Origin of the sequence: Rheinheimera oceanensis, from assembly GCF_018831085.1 — a bacterium.
Lineage (GTDB): Bacteria > Pseudomonadota > Gammaproteobacteria > Enterobacterales > Alteromonadaceae > Alishewanella > Alishewanella oceanensis.
Genome location: NZ_JAGPNM010000018.1, coordinates 1 through 18,317, shown reverse-complemented (window position 1 = coordinate 18,317; position 18,317 = coordinate 1). Strand labels below are relative to the sequence as shown.

General features: G+C 47.3%; 31 protein-coding genes. All 31 read right to left on the bottom strand.

The genetic code is table 11. The features are described from left to right. Positions 1-269: 269 nt before the first annotated feature. The gene (locus J3B89_RS20505; RefSeq protein WP_251372608.1) at positions 270-1,550 is read right to left on the bottom strand and encodes a serine hydrolase; all 1,281 of its coding nucleotides are present in this window, start codon (positions 1,548-1,550) and stop codon (positions 270-272) included. Between the two features lie 106 nt (positions 1,551-1,656). Next, complete coding sequence (rplQ, locus tag J3B89_RS20500) at positions 1,657-2,055, bottom strand: 50S ribosomal protein L17 (RefSeq protein WP_040552626.1); 399 nt, start codon at positions 2,053-2,055, stop codon at positions 1,657-1,659. 39 nt (positions 2,056-2,094) lie between these two features. Beyond that, on the bottom strand, positions 2,095-3,084 hold the full coding sequence (locus J3B89_RS20495) for a DNA-directed RNA polymerase subunit alpha (RefSeq protein WP_027672165.1): 990 nt from the start codon (positions 3,082-3,084) through the stop codon (positions 2,095-2,097). Positions 3,085-3,108: 24 nt separating this feature from the next. Continuing rightward, complete coding sequence (gene rpsD / locus J3B89_RS20490; protein ID WP_215399486.1) at positions 3,109-3,729, bottom strand: 30S ribosomal protein S4; 621 nt, start codon at positions 3,727-3,729, stop codon at positions 3,109-3,111. Between the two features lie 33 nt (positions 3,730-3,762). Further along, positions 3,763-4,152, bottom strand: a complete 390-nt coding sequence (gene rpsK / locus J3B89_RS20485) for a 30S ribosomal protein S11 (protein WP_040552629.1) — start codon at positions 4,150-4,152, stop codon at positions 3,763-3,765. 11 nt (positions 4,153-4,163) lie between these two features. Further along, the gene (gene rpsM / locus J3B89_RS20480; protein ID WP_215399485.1) at positions 4,164-4,520 is read right to left on the bottom strand and encodes a 30S ribosomal protein S13; all 357 of its coding nucleotides are present in this window, start codon (positions 4,518-4,520) and stop codon (positions 4,164-4,166) included. 135 nt (positions 4,521-4,655) lie between these two features. Continuing rightward, positions 4,656-4,769: a 50S ribosomal protein L36 gene (gene rpmJ, locus J3B89_RS20475; protein ID WP_082694854.1), complete on the bottom strand. Its 114-nt coding sequence runs from the start codon at positions 4,767-4,769 to the stop codon at positions 4,656-4,658. Between the two features lie 21 nt (positions 4,770-4,790). Continuing rightward, positions 4,791-6,119: a preprotein translocase subunit SecY gene (secY, locus tag J3B89_RS20470; RefSeq protein WP_068238295.1), complete on the bottom strand. Its 1,329-nt coding sequence runs from the start codon at positions 6,117-6,119 to the stop codon at positions 4,791-4,793. A 15-nt stretch (positions 6,120-6,134) separates the two neighbouring features. Continuing rightward, positions 6,135-6,569 carry a 50S ribosomal protein L15 gene (rplO, locus tag J3B89_RS20465; RefSeq protein WP_215399484.1) on the bottom strand — a complete coding sequence of 145 codons (435 nt, stop codon included), beginning with the start codon at positions 6,567-6,569 and terminating at the stop codon, positions 6,135-6,137. A 3-nt stretch (positions 6,570-6,572) separates the two neighbouring features. Further along, positions 6,573-6,755 (bottom strand): 50S ribosomal protein L30, encoded by a 183-nt coding sequence (gene rpmD / locus J3B89_RS20460; protein ID WP_027672159.1) that lies wholly within the window; start codon positions 6,753-6,755, stop codon positions 6,573-6,575. A 6-nt stretch (positions 6,756-6,761) separates the two neighbouring features. Next, the gene (gene rpsE / locus J3B89_RS20455) at positions 6,762-7,265 is read right to left on the bottom strand and encodes a 30S ribosomal protein S5 (RefSeq protein ID WP_068238299.1); all 504 of its coding nucleotides are present in this window, start codon (positions 7,263-7,265) and stop codon (positions 6,762-6,764) included. A gap of 9 nt (positions 7,266-7,274) precedes the next feature. After that, the gene (rplR, locus tag J3B89_RS20450) at positions 7,275-7,625 is read right to left on the bottom strand and encodes a 50S ribosomal protein L18 (protein ID WP_215399483.1); all 351 of its coding nucleotides are present in this window, start codon (positions 7,623-7,625) and stop codon (positions 7,275-7,277) included. Between the two features lie 9 nt (positions 7,626-7,634). Next, a complete protein-coding gene (gene rplF, locus J3B89_RS20445; RefSeq protein WP_215399482.1) occupies positions 7,635-8,168 on the bottom strand; it encodes a 50S ribosomal protein L6 in 534 nt (177 codons plus the stop codon). A 15-nt stretch (positions 8,169-8,183) separates the two neighbouring features. After that, entirely contained in the window at positions 8,184-8,576 is a 393-nt protein-coding gene (gene rpsH / locus J3B89_RS20440) for a 30S ribosomal protein S8 (RefSeq protein WP_205313720.1), read from the bottom strand. A 21-nt stretch (positions 8,577-8,597) separates the two neighbouring features. Next, positions 8,598-8,903, bottom strand: coding sequence for a 30S ribosomal protein S14 (rpsN, locus tag J3B89_RS20435; protein WP_215399481.1), 306 nt, complete (start codon positions 8,901-8,903; stop codon positions 8,598-8,600). 11 nt (positions 8,904-8,914) lie between these two features. After that, a complete protein-coding gene (gene rplE, locus J3B89_RS20430; protein ID WP_068238316.1) occupies positions 8,915-9,454 on the bottom strand; it encodes a 50S ribosomal protein L5 in 540 nt (179 codons plus the stop codon). Between the two features lie 19 nt (positions 9,455-9,473). Beyond that, positions 9,474-9,788 (bottom strand): 50S ribosomal protein L24, encoded by a 315-nt coding sequence (gene rplX / locus J3B89_RS20425; protein ID WP_215399480.1) that lies wholly within the window; start codon positions 9,786-9,788, stop codon positions 9,474-9,476. A gap of 9 nt (positions 9,789-9,797) precedes the next feature. Next, the gene (gene rplN / locus J3B89_RS20420) at positions 9,798-10,166 is read right to left on the bottom strand and encodes a 50S ribosomal protein L14 (RefSeq protein ID WP_027672151.1); all 369 of its coding nucleotides are present in this window, start codon (positions 10,164-10,166) and stop codon (positions 9,798-9,800) included. Between the two features lie 164 nt (positions 10,167-10,330). Then, positions 10,331-10,585, bottom strand: a complete 255-nt coding sequence (gene rpsQ / locus J3B89_RS20415) for a 30S ribosomal protein S17 (protein ID WP_068238321.1) — start codon at positions 10,583-10,585, stop codon at positions 10,331-10,333. Further along, entirely contained in the window at positions 10,585-10,776 is a 192-nt protein-coding gene (rpmC, locus tag J3B89_RS20410) for a 50S ribosomal protein L29 (RefSeq protein WP_068238323.1), read from the bottom strand. Before rpmC ends, rpsQ begins: the two co-directional genes overlap by 1 nt. Beyond that, complete coding sequence (gene rplP, locus J3B89_RS20405; protein ID WP_068238325.1) at positions 10,776-11,189, bottom strand: 50S ribosomal protein L16; 414 nt, start codon at positions 11,187-11,189, stop codon at positions 10,776-10,778. Before rplP ends, rpmC begins: the two co-directional genes overlap by 1 nt. A gap of 12 nt (positions 11,190-11,201) precedes the next feature. After that, complete coding sequence (rpsC, locus tag J3B89_RS20400) at positions 11,202-11,915, bottom strand: 30S ribosomal protein S3 (RefSeq protein ID WP_008224489.1); 714 nt, start codon at positions 11,913-11,915, stop codon at positions 11,202-11,204. Between the two features lie 9 nt (positions 11,916-11,924). After that, positions 11,925-12,257, bottom strand: a complete 333-nt coding sequence (rplV, locus tag J3B89_RS20395) for a 50S ribosomal protein L22 (RefSeq protein WP_019677721.1) — start codon at positions 12,255-12,257, stop codon at positions 11,925-11,927. A 10-nt stretch (positions 12,258-12,267) separates the two neighbouring features. Further along, a complete protein-coding gene (rpsS, locus tag J3B89_RS20390; protein WP_008950795.1) occupies positions 12,268-12,546 on the bottom strand; it encodes a 30S ribosomal protein S19 in 279 nt (92 codons plus the stop codon). Positions 12,547-12,562: 16 nt separating this feature from the next. Then, positions 12,563-13,387 carry a 50S ribosomal protein L2 gene (gene rplB / locus J3B89_RS20385; protein WP_215399479.1) on the bottom strand — a complete coding sequence of 275 codons (825 nt, stop codon included), beginning with the start codon at positions 13,385-13,387 and terminating at the stop codon, positions 12,563-12,565. Between the two features lie 16 nt (positions 13,388-13,403). Then, positions 13,404-13,706: a 50S ribosomal protein L23 gene (gene rplW / locus J3B89_RS20380; RefSeq protein WP_027672146.1), complete on the bottom strand. Its 303-nt coding sequence runs from the start codon at positions 13,704-13,706 to the stop codon at positions 13,404-13,406. Beyond that, on the bottom strand, positions 13,703-14,308 hold the full coding sequence (rplD, locus tag J3B89_RS20375) for a 50S ribosomal protein L4 (protein WP_215399478.1): 606 nt from the start codon (positions 14,306-14,308) through the stop codon (positions 13,703-13,705). Before rplD ends, rplW begins: the two co-directional genes overlap by 4 nt. Before the next feature lie 18 nt (positions 14,309-14,326). Beyond that, positions 14,327-14,965 carry a 50S ribosomal protein L3 gene (gene rplC, locus J3B89_RS20370; protein WP_215399477.1) on the bottom strand — a complete coding sequence of 213 codons (639 nt, stop codon included), beginning with the start codon at positions 14,963-14,965 and terminating at the stop codon, positions 14,327-14,329. A gap of 29 nt (positions 14,966-14,994) precedes the next feature. Next, positions 14,995-15,306: a 30S ribosomal protein S10 gene (gene rpsJ / locus J3B89_RS20365; protein WP_008899121.1), complete on the bottom strand. Its 312-nt coding sequence runs from the start codon at positions 15,304-15,306 to the stop codon at positions 14,995-14,997. A 222-nt stretch (positions 15,307-15,528) separates the two neighbouring features. Then, entirely contained in the window at positions 15,529-16,389 is an 861-nt protein-coding gene (locus J3B89_RS20360; RefSeq protein ID WP_215399476.1) for a phospholipase A, read from the bottom strand. Between the two features lie 14 nt (positions 16,390-16,403). Further along, positions 16,404-18,143: an acyl-CoA dehydrogenase family protein gene (locus J3B89_RS20355; protein WP_215399475.1), complete on the bottom strand. Its 1,740-nt coding sequence runs from the start codon at positions 18,141-18,143 to the stop codon at positions 16,404-16,406. Positions 18,144-18,317: the final 174 nt, after the last annotated feature.

The following is an 18,317-nucleotide window of genomic DNA, read 5'->3' as shown; positions in this document are numbered from 1 at the left end:
AACCGATAAATTTCATTTTTGTGAAATCCATCATAAGTGCCCACACAGATGATTGATTGCGTATTGTTAAAGAGCGTTGTATCAGAGCATTGCTCGATGATACGAGGCTTTCACCTCAGTCAGACGTTTTCTGCTTTCGCTTGCTGCCGTCTGTGTGGTGCGCATTATAGAGATCGCTTTAATTCGATCAAGATCTTTTTTACAGAAAGATGATCGACCGCACACTTTTTAAGCGATCCTCTGAAAAAGCCCTGTTTTTTGATTATAAATTAGCCAATTCCAGCTTCTGATGCTGTAACTCTGATCACTTCGGACAGATCTGGCTTATTTTTTTTTGGTCGTTGCAGCTCATGCTGGTACAGATATTCACCTAACTGACGCAAAAACGGCAGTGCTACTTCGTCTGTCTGGTATTGATCGTCATTTAAGGTGTCGTTTTCGTTAGCGTAGATTACTGCCGTAACAAAGAACTCGATCTGATTTTCCAGATCAATAATATAGGCACCATCAATAATATGCCCGTACGCCCAGCCGGTTTTATTAAAACTCTTTATATGCTCAGGTATCTGCTGTGCCTTACCGCCAAACAACAAGAACTTAGAATAGTTAGCCGGATACTGCTTAGTATCGTAAACAGGATTAATACTGTCAGGCGGTAGCAGCGCCATATAACGCAGCACCAAAGCGCGATCTTCCGGCCGTAGCTTAAAACGCTCATTTTCAGCAAAAAGCTGCGGAAAGATCACCCGCTTTATCACACCGTCAAAATCAGTAAGGCTCAGACGGTTCTTGTCGGTAAAATCCATCGGTGAGTTAATCAACTCACTACCCTTGATATACGCTCTACCCAATGTCGGTTTATCTTTGTTGCTATATTGCTGCTTAGTACTGCGGGCCGGCAGAGCCAGAATGGTCTTACCGGCACTATCAACAAAGCGTACCGGATTAAACTGCCGGTTCTGCTCTGCCGTTAACGGTACGCTGAGACGGTGATTAATAACACTATGCTTCAGGCCCTTGGCTTCTAAACGCTGATTAATAAAATCCTGGCCTAATAATTCATAAAGCCGGTTACTGCCGTCATTATCACTGACCAGCAATATCTTCTTTATATACTGCGCGATACTGGGTAAACCGTTCGCTGCCGTCGGATCTGTTGTTTGGGATGTCTGCCAGCCGGCAGCAGCATCAGTCAACATGGTAGTATCTGCATTTAAGCTTGTAACATTTTGCTCTGCCAACCATTCAAGCGCTAGTAACGCTATCGGCAGTTTTACTGTGCTGGCCGGATAGAAATAGCGGCTGTCATCCAAACCTAATTGATAATAGGTAAGATGTGGGCTGTTATCTGTATCACGATCTATTTGGGTATAAATAATTTGCAAGCGGTAAGGTTCAGGATTAGCCAGCACTTGCTGCAATAGCGGGTATTGCTCCGTTACCTGAGACAATAACGGTTGTAGCGGCTGATACTGTATTTCAGTTTCTGTTTCAGATACAGCTGCCAGCGGCGAACTAAGTAAGAGCAGGGAAAGCAGTATTTTTTTCATTATCAGCACCAGGGCAAAAGTCAAAACACCATAGTACGGATTAGATAAATGAAAAACAAACAGGCATAAAAAAGCCGGGTTTCCCCGGCTTTTTAATTAGATTAGCTTACTCAGCAGCTGTTTCTTCAACAGGCAGAGCACCCACTTCTGGGCGATCAACTAACTCGATGTAAGCCATAGGTGCGTTGTCACCAGCACGGAAGCCACACTTCAGAATACGAGTGTAACCACCTGGACGCGCGTTATAACGCGGGCCTAATACGTTGAACAACAAACCTACTACTTCTTTATCACGAGTACGGGCAAAAGCTAAACGGCGGTTTGCAACGCTGTCGTTCTTTGCCAGTGTGATCAATGGCTCAATCACACGACGTAACTCTTTAGCTTTTGGCAAAGTCGTTTTGATGATTTCGTGCTTCACCAACGAGCTTGCCATATTGCGGAACATTGCCGTACGGTGGCTGCTGTTCCTGTTTAATTGACGACCACTCTTGCGATGGCGCATGATCTATTCCTTCTCACTAAACCAGAAACTGGTATCTGATTAGTCTTTATTTACCAGACTCGCTGGCGGCCAGTTCTCAAGGCGCATACCCAGAGATAAACCGCGTGATGCCAGCACGTCTTTGATTTCGGTAAGCGACTTTTTACCCAGGTTAGGTGTTTTAAGTAACTCAACCTCGGTACGCTGAACCAGATCACCAATGTACTGAATCTGCTCTGCCTTCAAGCAGTTAGCAGAACGAACTGTTAATTCCAAATCATCGACCGGACGTAACAGAATCGGATCAAACTCCGGCTTCTCTTCGCGTTTTTCCGGTTCGCTCTTATCGCGCAGCTCGACGAAGAACTCCAGCTGTTCGGCCAGAATTGTTGCTGCACGGCGAATGGCTTCCTCTGGCTCTACTGTGCCGTTGGTCTCCATATCGATGATCAGTTTGTCCAGATCGGTACGCTGCTCTACCCGCGCTGCTTCAACTGAGTAGGCTATACGCTCTACCGGGCTGAATGAGGCATCCAGTAACAGACGACCAATAGGACGCTCGTCATCATCTGAGGACAAACGCGCTGATGCAGGCACATAACCGCGACCACGCTCAACTTTCAGACGCATACTGAATTCAGTCTCGCCAGTCAGGTTGCAAATAACGTGCTCAGGGTTGGTAATAACCACACCGTCGCCATGCTGGATGTCTCCAGCGGTTACAGGGCCAGCACCTTTCTTCGTCAAAGTCAGCGTGACTTCATCTTTGTCTTCCAGGCGAACGGCAAGGCCTTTCAGGTTCAGCAGGATATCAATGATATCTTCCTGCACACCTTCTTTGGCACTGTACTCATGGAGAACGCCGTCAATCTCAACTTCAGTCACTGCACAACCTGGCATTGACGAAAGCAGAATACGACGTAACGCGTTGCCCAAGGTATGCCCGAAACCGCGCTCAAGTGGTTCCAAAGTAACTTTGGCACGAGTTGGGTTGATTTTTTCGATACCAACTAATCTCGGCTTAAGGAATTCGGTGACAGAACCCTGCATTGTATCCTCTCTTAACAATTAGCTTTACTTAGAGTAAAGCTCGACGATTAACTGTTCGTTGATGTCCGCAGACAGGTCTGAACGCTCTGGCAGACGTTTGAACACGCCTTCAAGCTTCGTAGTGTCTACTTCGATCCAAGTTGGTTTCTCACGTTGTGCAGCTACTTCAAGCGCAGCACCGATACGGGCTTGCTTTTTCGCTTTCTCACGTACAGAGATCACTTGTTCAGGTAATACAGTATGTGATGGAACGTTAACCACGCGACCATTTAACATGATAGCTTTGTGGCTTACCAGCTGACGTGCTTCAGCGCGTGTGCTGGCCAGACCCATACGGTATACAACGTTGTCTAAGCGTGACTCTAACAACTGCAGCAGGTTTTCACCTGTATTACCTTTCAAACGAGCAGCTTCCTTGTAATAGTTACGGAACTGCTTTTCTAATACGCCGTAAATACGACGTACTTTTTGTTTCTCGCGTAACTGTAAACCGTAGTCTGATAAGCGACCACGACGAGCGCCGTGCTGACCAGGTGCTGTAGTTAAGTTACACTTTGAATCGATTGCTCTTACGCCGCTCTTCAGGAACAGATCTGTACCTTCGCGACGACTTAGTTTGAGCTTAGGACCCAAATATCTTGCCATCTTCTTTCTCCAATAATCCGTGAAGCGCTGTAATTACACGCGACGTTTTTTAGGTGGACGGCATCCGTTGTGTGGGATAGGCGTCACGTCGGTGATATTTGTGATCTTGTAACCAGCGGCGTTCAGAGCACGAATCGCTGATTCGCGGCCTGGGCCTGGGCCATTCACAAACACTTCAAGGTTCTTCAGACCATATTCCAGCGCGGCAGTACCGGCGCGCTCTGCAGCTACCTGAGCAGCGAACGGAGTAGATTTACGTGAACCACGGAAACCTGAACCGCCGGCAGTTGCCCAGCACAGTGCATTGCCCTGACGATCAGTAATCGTCACGATGGTGTTGTTGAAAGAAGCATGGATATGAGCCATACCGTCTGAAACTTGTTTTTTTACCCGTTTACGAGTACGAACTGGTGCTTTAGCCATGTTGAATCACCTTATTTCTTAATCGCTTTACGTGGGCCCTTACGGGTACGCGCATTAGTTTTAGTGCGCTGACCACGAACCGGCAGACTACGACGGTGGCGCAGGCCACGGTAGCAACCCAGGTCCATTAAACGCTTAATGTTTAATGTGATTTCACGGCGCAAGTCACCTTCAACGGTGTATTTTGCAACTTCGTCACGAAGCGTATCTAACTGAGCGTCGGTTAACGCAGCAATTTTAGTACTTTCTTCGATACCCACTGCAGCTAAAATCGATTTAGCGCGGGTTTTGCCGATACCATAAACATAGGTCAAAGAGATGACCGCATGCTTATTATCGGGGATGTTAATGCCAGCGATACGGGCCACTAACGTTCTCCTATAATAGAGTTTAAAGATGCCAATTTGAAAAGCCCGTAAGGATACTCAAATGGCGCTGATATTGCAAACGATAAAGGGGCTCAACCAATCAGCCCAGCCCACAGTATCATTTTTGTTCTGCTATTAGCCTTGGCGCTGTTTGTGCTTCGGCTCACTGCAAATTACGCGAACAACGTTGTTACGTCTGATCACTTTGCAGTTACGGCAGATCTTCTTAACGGAAGCTCGTACTTTCATAACTTAACTCCGCAAACTATCTTAACGGCCGTAGCCTTTAAGATTTGCCTTTTTAAGCACAGAATCATATTGATGCGACATCAAATGCGTCTGTACCTGTGCCATAAAGTCCATGATAACCACAACGATAATCAGCAGTGAAGTACCGCCGAAGTAGAACTGTACGTCCCACGCTACCATCATGAACTCAGGAACTAAACAGATAAAGGTTATATACAGGGCACCCGCCAGGGTTAACCGTGTCATCACTTTATCAATGTATTTTGATGTCTGCTCACCAGGACGGATCCCAGGGATAAAAGCACCAGATTTCTTTAAATTTTCTGCTGTATCACGCGGGTTAAACACCAACGCAGTATAGAAGAAGCAAAAGAAAATAATGGCCGCGGAGTATAACATCATATACAACGGTTGTCCCGGAGATAATGTTAATGCTAATTCCTGCAGGAAGTTAGCTACCGCACCTTCACCTGAACCAAACCAACTGGCTATCGTTCCGGGGAACAGAATAATGCTAGAGGCAAAAATCGGTGGAATTACACCGGCCATATTGACCTTTAACGGTAAATGGCTGCTTTGCGCGGCAAATACCTGACGGCCTTGCTGACGCTTGGCATAATTGACCACAATCCGACGCTGGCCGCGTTCAAAGAACACCACAAACCAGGTAATCGCGATTACGATCGCACCTATCGCAACTAACAGTAAAAAGTGCAAATCGCCTTGACGTGCCTGCTCAATCGTCTGACCAATGGCCGACGGGAAGCCGGCAACAATACCGGTGAAGATTAACAACGAAATGCCATTACCAATGCCACGCTCTGTAATTTGCTCACCTAACCACATTAAAAACATGGTACCGGTAACCAAACTGATTACCGCAGTAAAGTAAAATGCAAAGCCCGGGTTAATAACTAACCCCGGCATCATATTAGGCAGACCAGTGGCAATACCAATGGCCTGTAATGTTGCTAATGCTAAAGTACCGTAGCGTGTCATCTGATTAATTTTGCGCTTTCCAGCTTCGCCTTCTTTCTTTAACTCAGCCATGGCGGGATGAACCACCGTTAGCAGCTGCACAATAATAGAGGCGGAGATGTAGGGCATAATACCCAACGCAAATACGGAAGCACGCTCAAGTGCGCCACCGCTGAACATGTTAAACATTTCAACGATGGTGCCCTTTTGTTGCTCGAATAACTGAGCCAGCACGGCGGCGTCAATTCCAGGAATTGGCACAAAGGAGCCTAACCGAAAAACGATTATGGCCAAAAGTACAAATAACAAACGGGCTTTCAGCTCGCTGAATCCGCCTTTTGCACTTTTTGAGTCCGAACCTGGTTTAGCCATCGCGTACTATCCTTATTATTCTTCGACTTTACCGCCAGCGGCTTCGATTGCTGCACGCGCGCCTTTGGTTGCACCTAAACCTTTTACGGTTACCGGGCGAGTGATCTCGCCAGACAGTACAACTTTAGCGAACTTAACAGTACGGGCGATGATGTTAGCTTCCATCAGGCTAGCCAGATCAACTACATCACCTTTTACCGCTGCCAGTTCGTGCAGGCGTACTTCAGCAGAAACCAGAGATTTCTGTGAAGTGAAACCAAACTTAGGTAAACGCTGTTTCAGAGGCATTTGACCGCCTTCAAAACCTGGACGTACTTTACCGCCAGAGCGTGATTTTAAACCTTTGTGACCACGGCCACCGGTTTTACCTAAGCCAGAGCCGATACCACGACCAAGGCGGCGCTTTTCTTTCTTGGCACCAGGTGCCGGAGCAATAGTATTTAATAACATCAATTACTCCTCCACTTTAACCATGTAATACACAGCGTTGATCATACCGCGAACTGAAGGTGTATCTTCAACTTCAACAGTATGGCCGATGCGGCGTAAACCTAACCCGGTTAACGAAGCCTTGTGCTTCGGTAAACGACCGATGCTTGACTTCGTTTGGGTTACTTTAATTGTCTTCTTCGCCATGGCAGATTACCCCAGAATGTCGTCAACGCGTAAACCGCGTTTAGCAGCTATTTGAGCTGGCGACTTAACAGTCGACAGTGCATTAATAGTTGCGCGAACTACGTTGATTGGGTTGGTTGAGCCGTAACACTTAGACAGAATGTTTTGTACACCGGCAACTTCCAGTACGGCGCGCATTGCACCACCGGCGATCAAGCCAGTACCTTCTGCTGCAGGTTGCATATAAACATTTGATCCTGAGTGCACACCACGGGTTGGGTGGTGTAACGTGTTACCGTTTAACTCAACCTGAGTCATGTTGCGACGTGCTTTTTCCATTGCCTTTTGAATAGCAGCTGGAACTTCACGCGCTTTACCATAACCAAAACCAACGCGACCATTACCGTCACCAACCACAGTCAAAGCGGTGAAGGAGAAAATCCGACCACCTTTAACAACTTTTGACACGCGGTTTACTGCAACAAGCTTCTCTTGTAAATCAGATTGTTGTTTAGCTTCTTCGTTAGCCATGAGCTACTCCTAGAACTGAAGACCGGCTTCACGCGCCGCGTCAGCCAGAGCTTGTACGCGACCATGATACTGGAAGCCACTGCGGTCAAAAGCACAAGCAGTAACGCCTTTGGCTACTGCACGTTCGGCAATCGCTTTACCTACAGCCTTAGCAGCATCTACGTTACCAGTGTACTTCAGTGAGTCTTTGATTGAAGCTTCTACAGTAGAAGCTGCAACAATCACTTCAGCATTTGGTGCGATAAGCTGGGCGTAGATGTGACGTGGTGTACGGTGTACAACCAGGCGATTCGCACCTTGTTCGATAATATTTCTGCGAGTGCGTTTGGCACGGCGCAGACGAGCAAGTTTCTTATCCATCGTCCTACCCTACTTTTTCTTCGCTTCTTTACGACGCACGTTTTCATTTGCATAGCGCACACCTTTGCCTTTATAAGGCTCTGGTTTACGGTATGCCCGGATGTTAGCGGCAACCTGACCAACTAATTGCTTGTCAGCACCTTTTACCAGTACTTCAGTCTGGGTTGGCGTTTCAATAGTGATACCGTTAGGTACCTGAAACACCACTGGGTGAGAAAAGCCCAGGCTCAGGTTCAATACTTTACCTTCTGCTTTCGCACGGTAACCAACACCAACCAGTTCCAGCTTCTGTGTGAAGCCTTCAGTTACACCGGTAACCAGGTTGTTGATTAACGCACGGGCAGTACCCGCTTGCGCGTCAGCGCCATCGAAGCCGTCACGTGGATTGGTACGCAAAACGTTACCATCTACCACGACTTCAACCGCTGGGTTAACATCTAATGTTAACTCGCCGTTTTTGCCCTTGAACGACACTACCTGACCTTTTTGCGTTACAGTAACGCCGGCTGGAATAGTGACTGGGGCTTTAGCAACACGAGACATAGATTACTACCTCCGTTACGCTACGTAGCCGATGATTTCGCCACCGATACCAACCTTGCGCGCGGCGCGGTCAGTCATTAGTCCTTTAGATGTTGACACGATGGCCACACCTAAACCGCCCATTACCTTAGGTAATTCGCCACGCTTCTTATAGATGCGCAGACCTGGACGACTAACACGATCGATAGTTTCAATTACAGATTTGCCCTGGAAGTACTTTAACGTTACTTCCAGTTCTGGCTTAACATCACCAGAAACCGCGAAATCAGCGATGTAACCTTCGTCTTTTAATACTTTCGCAATAGACACCTTCAGTTTTGAAGATGGCATCTTAACCGCAACTTTATTGGCTGACTGGCCGTTGCGGATGCGAGTAAACATATCCGCTACTGGATCTTGCAAACTCATAGCTCGTTACTCCCGTGATTCTTACCAGCTAGCCTTACGAAGGCCAGGAATTTCACCGCGCATCGCCGCTTCACGGACCTTGATCCGGCTCATGCCGAATTTACGCAGGTAACCGTGTGGACGACCAGTTACACGACAACGGTTGCGTTGACGCGAAGGGCTTGAATCACGCGGCAACGTCTGTAACTTCAGAACGGCTGCCCAACGGTCTTCGTCAGAAGTCGCTGGATTAGCAATCGCATCTCTCAGTTCATGACGCTTTGCAGCGAATTTGGCTACCAGTTGTGCACGCTTTACTTCACGTGCTTTCATTGATTGTTTTGCCATGACCCTACACCTTATTTCTTGAATGGGAAGTTAAACGCGGCAAGTAAAGCACGTCCTTCGTCATCGGTACGCGCGGTAGTCGTAATAGTGATATCTAAACCACGTACTGCGTCTACTTTGTCATAGTCGATTTCTGGGAAAATGATTTGCTCACGTACACCCATGCTGTAGTTACCACGGCCATCGAATGACTTCGGATTTACACCACGGAAGTCACGGATACGCGGGATAGCAATAGAGACTAAACGCTCTAAGAATTCCCACATACGCTCGCCGCGCAGGGTCACTTTTGCGCCAATAGGGTAGCCTTCACGGATTTTGAAACCAGCTACTGATTTACGAGCCTTAGTTACCAGAGGTTTCTGGCCAGCAATAGCAGTTAAATCTGCTACGGCGTTATCAAGGATCTTTTTATCAGCTACCGCTTCACCCACACCCATATTGAGCGTGATTTTAACAATCCGAGGGACTTGCATGACGCTGGTGTAGCCGAACTGCTTAAACAGTTCTGGGACTACGGTGTCTTTGTAAATTTCATGCAGTTTCGCCATCGTATTACTCCAATAGCAATTAAATTACTTCGTTATTCGACTTGAAGAAACGCACTTTTTTGCCGTCTTCAAGGCGGAAACCTACACGATCTGCTTTACCCGTTTTAGAGTTAAAGATCGCTACGTTTGAAACATGAATTGAGGCTTCTTTCTCAACGATACCGCCTGGCTGGTTCAGAGCCGGTACAGGCTTCTGATGCTTTTTAACCAGGTTAACGCCGGAAACATAAACACGGCCTTCAGCTACTAACACTTTAGTAACCTTACCGCGCTTACCCTTGTCCTTACCAGTAAGAACAATAACCTCGTCATCACGACGGATTTTACTAGCCATGGTGACTCCTTACAGTACTTCAGGTGCCAGAGACACGATCTTCATAAACTTATCGCCACGAAGTTCACGTGTAACAGGCCCGAAAATACGAGTGCCGATCGGTTCCAGCTTGCTGTTTAACAACACTGCTGCATTGCGATCAAAACGGATTAATGACCCGTCCTGACGGCGTACGCCTTTGCGTGTACGCACCACCACTGCATTTAGTACATCACCTTTTTTTACCTTACCGCGCGGAATTGCTTCCTTAACAGTAATTTTGATGATGTCACCAATTGCAGCATAACGGCGATGTGAACCACCTAAGACCTTAATACACATTACGCTGCGCGCGCCGCTGTTGTCTGCGACTTCCAGCATAGATTGCATCTGGATCATCTTAGTGCTCCGCTATTCTACTAAATAGCCCTCACGGGCTACGCTGCTTACGATAAAAACTACCCCCTGACAAGAGGGCGCGTGATTATAACAGCACTCTTGTTAAAAAGGTAGCGCAAAATAAAAGCGGCCCACAAAGGAGCCGCTTTTCACACCTTAACGAATTAAGATGCTGATTCGACTACAGCAACCAGAGTCCAAGACTTAGTCTTAGACAGAGGACGGCATTCACGGATAGTGACTACATCGCCTTCTTTGCACTGATTGGTTTCATCATGTACGTGCAGCTTGGTAGTACGCTTGATGAATTTCCCGTAAATTGGGTGTTTCACCGAACGCTCGATCGCAACAGTAATAGACTTATCCATTTTGTTGCTGATCACTTTACCTTGCAGTGTACGGGTATTAGTTTCGCTCATTACGCACCTGCCTTCTCGGTTAAGATGGTCTTAACGCGCGCGATATCACGACGCACCTGCTTAAATAAATGCGTTTGAGCTAACTGACCGGTAGCTAATTGCATGCGCAGATTGAACTGCTCACGTAATAAGCCCAGTAATTCAGTATTTAACTCTTCAACACTTTTCGCTTTTAATTCGCTGGCTTTCATCACATTACCGTCCGCGTTACAAAGGCTGTCTTAAATGGTAGCTTAGCGGAAGCCAGTGCAAATGCATGACGCGCTAACTCTTCAGACACACCGTCCATTTCGTACAGTACTTTGCCAGGTTTAATCTGACATACCCAGTACTCAACAGAACCTTTACCACTACCCATACGTACTTCCAGCGGCTTAGCAGTGATTGGCTTATCTGGGAACACACGGATCCAGATTTTACCAACACGCTTAACAGCGCGCGTCATAGCACGACGTGCAGATTCAATTTGACGTGAAGTCATTTGACCACGTTCTACAGATTTCAGTGCATAAGTACCGAAAGATACTTTATCGCCAACCTGGGCTAAACCACGGTTACGACCTTTGTGCACTTTACGAAATTTTGTACGTTTTGGTTGCAACATCGCTCAATACCCCTACTTAGCCTTACGTGCCGGTTTTTTCGGCGCTTTAGGCTGGTTGTTATTGTTGGCGTTGTTGGTGTTGTTGTTCAACGGCAGAGCACCTAAGATCTCGCCTTTGAAAATCCACACTTTCACACCAATGATACCGTAAGTAGTCAGTGCTTCTGAGGTATTGTAATCAATGTCAGCACGCAGAGTGTGAAGTGGCACGCGGCCTTCACGGTACCACTCTGAACGAGCGATTTCTGCGCCGCCTAAACGGCCGCTAACTTCAACTTTGATACCCTTAGCACCGATACGCATGGCGTTTTGTACCGCACGCTTCATAGCGCGACGGAACATTACACGACGCTCTAACTGGCTGCTGATTGAGTCAGCAACTAATTTGGCATCCAGCTCAGGCTTACGGATTTCAGAGATGTTAATCTGCGCAGGTACGCCAGCGATGGCAGCTACTTGCTTGCGGATTTTCTCAACATCTTCACCTTTCTTACCGATGATTACGCCTGGACGCGCAGTGTGGATAGTCACACGGATGCTTTTCGCAGGGCGTTCAATATCGATCCGGCTTACTGACGCGGCTTTCAGTTCTTTTGTCAGGTACTGACGAACTTTAAAGTCACCGTTTAAGAAATCCGGGAAGTCTTTCGTATTCGCGAACCAGGTTGAGCTCCATGGCTTAGTGATACCTAGGCGAATACCATTAGGATGTACTTTCTGTCCCATTTCTCTCTCCTAGTTATCAGCTACAACCACAGTGATGTGGCTGGTACGCTTGACGATACGGTCAGCACGACCTTTAGCACGTGGCTTGATGCGCTTCATAGACGGACCTTCATCAATGAAGATAGTCTTAACTTTCAGCGTATCAATATCCGCGCCTTCGTTGTGCTCAGCGTTGGCAATGGCTGATAAAAGAACCTTTTTAACTAACTCAGCCGCTTTTTTCGGGCTGTAAGTCAGTACGTTCAGCGCCTTATCTACTGACAATCCACGCACCTGATCAGCGACCAGACGGGTTTTTTGTGCAGAAGAACGGGCAAATTTGTGTTTAGCTAATGCTTGCATCATTTACCCCTTAGCGCTTCTTGGCCTTTTTGTCGGCTGCATGACCACGATAGGTACGAGTAGGTGCAAATTCACCTAACTTGTGACCAATCATCTCTTCTGAGACGAACACAGGTACATGTTGACGACCATTATGGACAGCGATGGTCAAACCGATCATATCAGGTATGATCATTGAACGACGGCTCCAAGTCTTAATAGGCTTCTTGTCACCGCTTTCCAACGCTTTCTCTACCTTCTTCAGCAAGTGAAGGTCAATAAATGGACCTTTCTTGAGAGAACGTGGCATGGCAATTCCTCACAAATTATTTATCACGACGACGTACGATAAGTTTATCAGTACGCTTGTTTGAACGAGTTTTGTAACCCTTCGTTGGCACGCCCCATGGAGATACAGGGTGACGACCACCAGAAGTTTTACCTTCACCACCACCGTGTGGGTGATCAACCGGGTTCATTACCACACCACGTACGGTTGGGCGAACGCCACGCCAGCGCATTGCACCAGCTTTACCGTATTGACGTAACATATGTTCCGCGTTGCCGATCTCACCGATAGTCGCGCGACAATCTGCTAATACTTTGCGTACTTCACCGCTGCGTAAACGCAGAGTTACGTACTCACCGTCACGAGCCAGGATCTGTACAAATGCGCCAGCAGAACGAGCTAACTGACCACCTTTACCTGGTTTCATTTCGATGTTGTGTACTACCTGACCAACCGGGATATTGCGCAGTGGTAAGCTGTTACCGGCTTTGATTGGTGATTCCATACCTGAAACCACTGAATCACCCACCTTCAGGCCTTTAGGGGCCAGAATGTAACGGCGCTCACCGTCTGCGTATAACACCAGTGCGATGTTAGCAGTACGGTTTGGATCGTACTCTAAACGCTCAACTTTGGCAGGAATGCCATCTTTGTTGCGTTTGAAGTCAACTAAACGGTAATGCTGCTTGTGACCACCACCGATATGACGGGTAGTGATACGACCGTTGTTGTTACGACCACCAGTTTTTGAATTTTTCTCTAACAAAGGTGCATAAGGCTTGCCTTTGTACAGGTCTGGGTTAACCACTTTTAATACGTGGCGACGACCTGGTGACGTAGGTTTACACTTTACAAGTGCCATTTCCTAACTCCTCTTCTTACTCAGCGCCGCCAACGAAATCGATTTCGCTGCCTTCTTTAAGAGTCACGTAAGCTTTTTTCCAATCGCTACGCTTGCCCATACGCGCACCAGTGCGCTTGGTTTTACCCTTAACGTTAACAGTACGCACACCAACTACTTCTGTTTCGAACAGTTTTTCAACTGCTGCTTTCACATCAGCTTTAGTCGCAGTAGTGGCTACCTTGAAAACGACTGTATTATGTTTTTCAGCAGACACAGTGCTCTTTTCAGATACGTGTGGCGCTAAAATAACCTTCAGTAAACGTTCTTCGCGGATCATGCTAACAGCTCCTCAAGTTGCTTAACTGCAGCAGCAGTCATTAACACTTTGTCGAATGCGATTAAGCTGACCGGGTCGATACCGTGTACGTCACGCACATCAACCTTGTACAGGTTACGTGCTGATAAGAACAGGTTCTCATCCACTTCGTTAGTCACGATTAACACGTCTTTTAAGTCCATTGCTTTTAACTTTGCAGTTAAATCTTTGGTCTTAGGCGTTTCAACGGCGAAATTTTCCACCACGATTAAACGCTCTTGACGTACTAATTCAGACAGGATGCTTTGGATCGCACCACGATACATTTTACGGTTTACTTTCTGGCTGTGATCTTGTGGCTTAGCCGCAAAAGTTACACCGCCTCCGCGCCAGATTGGGCTGCGGATAGTACCGGCACGCGCGCGGCCTGTACCTTTTTGACGCCATGGCTTCTTACCACCACCGCGTACTTCAGAACGTGTCAGCTGAGCGCGGGTACCCTGACGGGCGCCGGCAGCATAAGCTACAACAACCTGATGAACCAAAGCTTCATTAAACTCACGTCCAAAGGTAGCTTCGGAAACTTCAAGAACGCCTTGAGCGTCTCGTAATGCTAATTCCATCACTTATCTCCTCAGACGTTAGCTTTTAACAGCTGGTTTAACGATCACGTCACCACCGATAGCACCAGGGATTGCACCTTTTACTAACAGCAGATTACGTTCAGCGTCTACACGAACCACTTCCAGTGACTGCACGGTTACGCGCTCAGCACCTAAGTGACCAGCCATTTTTTTACCCTTGAATACTTTACCAGGTGATTGGTTCTGACCAATTGAACCCGGTGCACGGTGTGATAACGAGTTACCGTGAGTAGCATCCTGAGTACGGAAATTCCAGCGCTTAACTGCACCGGCAAAACCCTTACCTTTTGATGTGCCAGACACATCAACTTTTTTCGCTTCAGCGAAAATTTCAACCGTAATTTCGCTGCCGACAGTGATGTCAGCACCTTCGTTATCTGTCAGGCGGAATTCCCACAGACCACGACCAGCGTCCACGCCCACTTTAGCGAAGTGGCCTGCTTCCGGCTTGCTCAAACGGCTTGCCTTTACAGTACCAGCAGTCACTTGCAGTGCGCTGTAACCGTCTGTATCTGCAGTTTTAACTGCAGTTACACGGTTTGGTGTCGCTTCGATTACGGTTACTGGAATTGAAACGCCGTCTTCAGTGAAGATGCGAGTCATTCCCACTTTACGACCGACTAGACCGATAGCCATTTCCTAAACCTCTCTATAAACCTGTCTGATTAGCCCAGGCTGATTTGAACGTCAACGCCAGCAGGCAAGTCTAAACGCATCAGCGCATCAACCGTTTTCTCGGTTGGCTCAACGATGTCGATTAAACGCTTGTGGGTACGGATTTCGTACTGATCACGTGCATCTTTGTTGACGTGAGGAGAAATCAATACAGTGAAACGTTCCTGGCGGGTAGGAAGTGGAATAGGACCACGAACCTGAGCGCCCGTACGCTTAGCTGTGTCAACGATTTCCATGGTTGACTGATCGATCAAACGGTGATCGAACGCTTTCAGACGGATGCGAATCCTTTGATTACTCATGTATCAAAGCCTCAAAGAGCAAAAAGAGCAAAAATAAACACAAGCAATCCAACCCATTAAGGGGGATGCCCATGCACCAAAGTTACGTTTGCTCCCCAATCGGGAGCACTGTAAGTGCTAAATAACACTAAAGTTTACTTAGCAAGCCAGTCAGAATTGTATCGACTGGCCGCGCATTATACTGAAAACCACTAATAACGCAAGCATTGGTTATTAATTGCACTACAAAATATCATTCAGTTCAAAGCCGATACCAAAACGGGTAACAGAGCGATTGTAGTCGATCATGCTTTCGCCATAACCATTAAACAACTCAGCATAAAAGCGGATATGGTTGTTAAAAGGTACTGAGTAAGACAAACGCAAGGCGCCTTTGTTGTCGCTGCGCAAATTGTTACGCACCATCATACGCCAGGTTGCATCCCCTTGCTTATACGCAGCAGACAGTTCAAACCAGCCCATATATTTGGTGATATCCGGGTTGTCATCACCTTTGGGGTCTGTGGGTGTTTCTTTTGGGTCTTCTTTAAAACGGTAGTACGGCTCGAAGTTGATGAATACATTGCCAATAGAAGTGACCCAGCTGAGCTTCAGCCGGTTCCAACTACGGGACTGAGCACCAGAACGACCGTTAGACTGGTGCGATAAACTCAGGCCAATAATACGGCTGGCTGCATCCTCAACATTGGCATAATGCGGAAACATCAGAATTAGCTCGGGCTCGTAATTGTTTTCCCGAAACGGCGATGACACCTCGCTATTGTAGGCCTGCCAATAGGCCTGCTGAGTGAAGGCAAAAAACAGATATCCGTTATCGTTATAAATTTTGCTCCACAGTGGTGTCTTTAAACTGAGCTGAAATTTGGCCTCCAGATTATCAGATGGTGCTGACTCGCCGTCATTTACCATGATGGGGGCGATGCCATCCACGTAGGTTACCGGCATCAGATAGTTATTATGATGTGGTATCAACGTAAAAGGAGCATATGAATCCCACTGCTCGGCTTTCATTCTTTTATCCAGTGCATCTGCCGCCGATGCGGAAAATGCCAATAAGCCCACTAAACCAAGCAGGTACTTCATAACAATCCTTAATGCTAAAAATGTTCTAGCGCAAACTTATCCATTATTGCTGAATTACACCTTAACACGGCAAGCAATCCTTCGGCTTTGGGCAAGATACGCTCAAAATAATAAGTTGCAGTATGTTGCTTTGCCTCTGCAAAGCTTTCGCTATACGACGAGCTCTGCAGCGCGACCAGATTTTTATACCACATATAACCGTAAATAACATATGAAACTAACGTTAAGTAATCACAGGCATTGGAGCTTTGCGACCGGCTGTCTTGTGCCAGCAGCTCAGCAGTTAAGCTCTGCAACTGGTCGAGGTAATGCTGCAGCGGTGTCGCGGCTTGGATAGGTGTCGCCACCAGCTCTGCCTTAATGTCAGCCAGTAATGTCAGCAATACCGAGCCCTGATCTGCGGCCACTTTACGCAACATAAAATCTGCCGCCTGAATGCCATTGGTGCCTTCATAAATCTGGGCAATACGCACATCGCGCACCAGTTGCTCCATGCCCCATTCTTTTACATAGCCATGGCCGCCAAACACCTGTTGTGCCGTCACGCAGGCATCAAAGCCCTGATCTGTCATAAACGCTTTAGTTATTGGCGTCAGTAAATTAGCACGTTGCGCCGATAGCGGGCAGTTGTCGTATTTGGCTTTATCCAGCAGTGACGCCACCCAGGTCGCAAAGGTACGGCCGGCCTCATTTATTGCTTTGATATTAAGCAACATACGCCTTACGTCAGCATGGCCGATGATCGGCTCAGCTTTATTAGCGTCTTTCTCACTAATGCGCCCCTGCAAACGCTCTTTGGCATAGCTAAGTGCATTCTGATACGCGCGCTCGGCAGCGCCTAACCCCTGGCTGCCCATCGATAAGCGCTCATAGTTCATCATGGTAAACATACAGGCCAGGCCGCGGTGCGGCTCGCCAATCAGGTAACCTTTAGCATTGTCAAAATTCAGCACACAGGTAGCTGAACCATTAATGCCCATTTTATGCTCGATTGAGCCAACACTGACTGCATTGCGCTCAGCAGGCTCGCCAGCAGCATCCGGCAGATACTTAGGCACTAAAAATAAAGAGATGCCGCGACTACCCGCCGGTGCATCCGGCAGTTTAGCTAATACCAGATGAATAATATTCGAGGTTAAGTCATGCTCGCCGGCAGTAATAAAAATTTTGCTGCCGCTCAGCAGGTAGCTGCCATCATCCGCAGGCTTGGCAGTAGTGCGCATAATGCCAAGATCAGAGCCGGCATGAGATTCAGTTAAGCACATAGTGCCGGACCATTCGCCACTGTACATTTTGGGCAAGTACAATGCTTTGGTTGCTTCATCAGCATGTTGTAACAATGCAACGCAGGCACCGGCGGTTAAACCCGGATAAAGTGAAAAAGCAATGTCGGCACTGCAGAGCATTTCATCTACCATCATTGATAATGCTTTGGGCATGCCCATACCACCGTACTGCGGATCACCACTGAGGCCAGTCCAGCCACCTTCGCTCAGGCTTTGGTATGCTGTGTAATAATGTTCCGGCAGAGTTACATTGCCGTCTTGCAGCTGAGCACCGCGCTGGTCAGCCTCACCACAGAAAGGTGCCAGTTGTTGTTCGCAGATTTTAGCAGCCTCTGCCAGAATAGCTTTAGCCGTATCGGCTTCAATAAGCTCGCTGAGCTGGCTTTGCTGCTGCCAGTATTTATCTAGCTGCCAAACGTCGAATAGGTTAAATAAAATATCATTTAGCGGTGCTTGGTACTGGCTCATACTCATTGCCTCTATAACTGGACGGATGAGTTAGAGCATGGCACAGCTTTAGTTTTCAAACAAGTGTTTGAATAGTATCTTGCAGCAGTAAAGTGCAGCCATAAAAAAAGCCCCTTACGGGGCCTTTTCACATCTTAGCTATTACGCCAGGATTTTTGATACTACGCCTGCACC

Coding starts and splice junctions, on each gene's coding strand:
- J3B89_RS20505 (WP_251372608.1), bottom strand. CDS start 1,550: ATGAAAAAAATACTGCTTTCCCTGCTCTTACTTAGTTCGCCGCTGGCA.
- rplQ (WP_040552626.1), bottom strand. CDS start 2,055: ATGCGCCATCGCAAGAGTGGTCGTCAATTAAACAGGAACAGCAGCCAC.
- J3B89_RS20495 (WP_027672165.1), bottom strand. CDS start 3,084: ATGCAGGGTTCTGTCACCGAATTCCTTAAGCCGAGATTAGTTGGTATC.
- rpsD (WP_215399486.1), bottom strand. CDS start 3,729: ATGGCAAGATATTTGGGTCCTAAGCTCAAACTAAGTCGTCGCGAAGGT.
- rpsK (WP_040552629.1), bottom strand. CDS start 4,152: ATGGCTAAAGCACCAGTTCGTACTCGTAAACGGGTAAAAAAACAAGTT.
- rpmJ (WP_082694854.1), bottom strand. CDS start 4,769: ATGAAAGTACGAGCTTCCGTTAAGAAGATCTGCCGTAACTGCAAAGTG.
- secY (WP_068238295.1), bottom strand. CDS start 6,119: ATGGCTAAACCAGGTTCGGACTCAAAAAGTGCAAAAGGCGGATTCAGC.
- rplO (WP_215399484.1), bottom strand. CDS start 6,569: ATGTTATTAAATACTATTGCTCCGGCACCTGGTGCCAAGAAAGAAAAG.
- rpmD (WP_027672159.1), bottom strand. CDS start 6,755: ATGGCGAAGAAGACAATTAAAGTAACCCAAACGAAGTCAAGCATCGGT.
- rpsE (WP_068238299.1), bottom strand. CDS start 7,265: ATGGCTAACGAAGAAGCTAAACAACAATCTGATTTACAAGAGAAGCTT.
- rplR (WP_215399483.1), bottom strand. CDS start 7,625: ATGGATAAGAAACTTGCTCGTCTGCGCCGTGCCAAACGCACTCGCAGA.
- rplF (WP_215399482.1), bottom strand. CDS start 8,168: ATGTCTCGTGTTGCTAAAGCCCCAGTCACTATTCCAGCCGGCGTTACT.
- rpsH (WP_205313720.1), bottom strand. CDS start 8,576: ATGAGTTTGCAAGATCCAGTAGCGGATATGTTTACTCGCATCCGCAAC.
- rpsN (WP_215399481.1), bottom strand. CDS start 8,903: ATGGCAAAACAATCAATGAAAGCACGTGAAGTAAAGCGTGCACAACTG.
- rplE (WP_068238316.1), bottom strand. CDS start 9,454: ATGGCGAAACTGCATGAAATTTACAAAGACACCGTAGTCCCAGAACTG.
- rplX (WP_215399480.1), bottom strand. CDS start 9,788: ATGGCTAGTAAAATCCGTCGTGATGACGAGGTTATTGTTCTTACTGGT.
- rplN (WP_027672151.1), bottom strand. CDS start 10,166: ATGATCCAGATGCAATCTATGCTGGAAGTCGCAGACAACAGCGGCGCG.
- rpsQ (WP_068238321.1), bottom strand. CDS start 10,585: ATGAGCGAAACTAATACCCGTACACTGCAAGGTAAAGTGATCAGCAAC.
- rpmC (WP_068238323.1), bottom strand. CDS start 10,776: ATGAAAGCCAGCGAATTAAAAGCGAAAAGTGTTGAAGAGTTAAATACT.
- rplP (WP_068238325.1), bottom strand. CDS start 11,189: ATGTTGCAACCAAAACGTACAAAATTTCGTAAAGTGCACAAAGGTCGT.
- rpsC (WP_008224489.1), bottom strand. CDS start 11,915: ATGGGACAGAAAGTACATCCTAATGGTATTCGCCTAGGTATCACTAAG.
- rplV (WP_019677721.1), bottom strand. CDS start 12,257: ATGCAAGCATTAGCTAAACACAAATTTGCCCGTTCTTCTGCACAAAAA.
- rpsS (WP_008950795.1), bottom strand. CDS start 12,546: ATGCCACGTTCTCTCAAGAAAGGTCCATTTATTGACCTTCACTTGCTG.
- rplB (WP_215399479.1), bottom strand. CDS start 13,387: ATGGCACTTGTAAAGTGTAAACCTACGTCACCAGGTCGTCGCCACGTA.
- rplW (WP_027672146.1), bottom strand. CDS start 13,706: ATGATCCGCGAAGAACGTTTACTGAAGGTTATTTTAGCGCCACACGTA.
- rplD (WP_215399478.1), bottom strand. CDS start 14,308: ATGGAATTAGCATTACGAGACGCTCAAGGCGTTCTTGAAGTTTCCGAA.
- rplC (WP_215399477.1), bottom strand. CDS start 14,965: ATGGCTATCGGTCTAGTCGGTCGTAAAGTGGGAATGACTCGCATCTTC.
- rpsJ (WP_008899121.1), bottom strand. CDS start 15,306: ATGAGTAATCAAAGGATTCGCATCCGTCTGAAAGCGTTCGATCACCGT.
- J3B89_RS20360 (WP_215399476.1), bottom strand. CDS start 16,389: ATGAAGTACCTGCTTGGTTTAGTGGGCTTATTGGCATTTTCCGCATCG.
- J3B89_RS20355 (WP_215399475.1), bottom strand. CDS start 18,143: ATGAGCCAGTACCAAGCACCGCTAAATGATATTTTATTTAACCTATTC.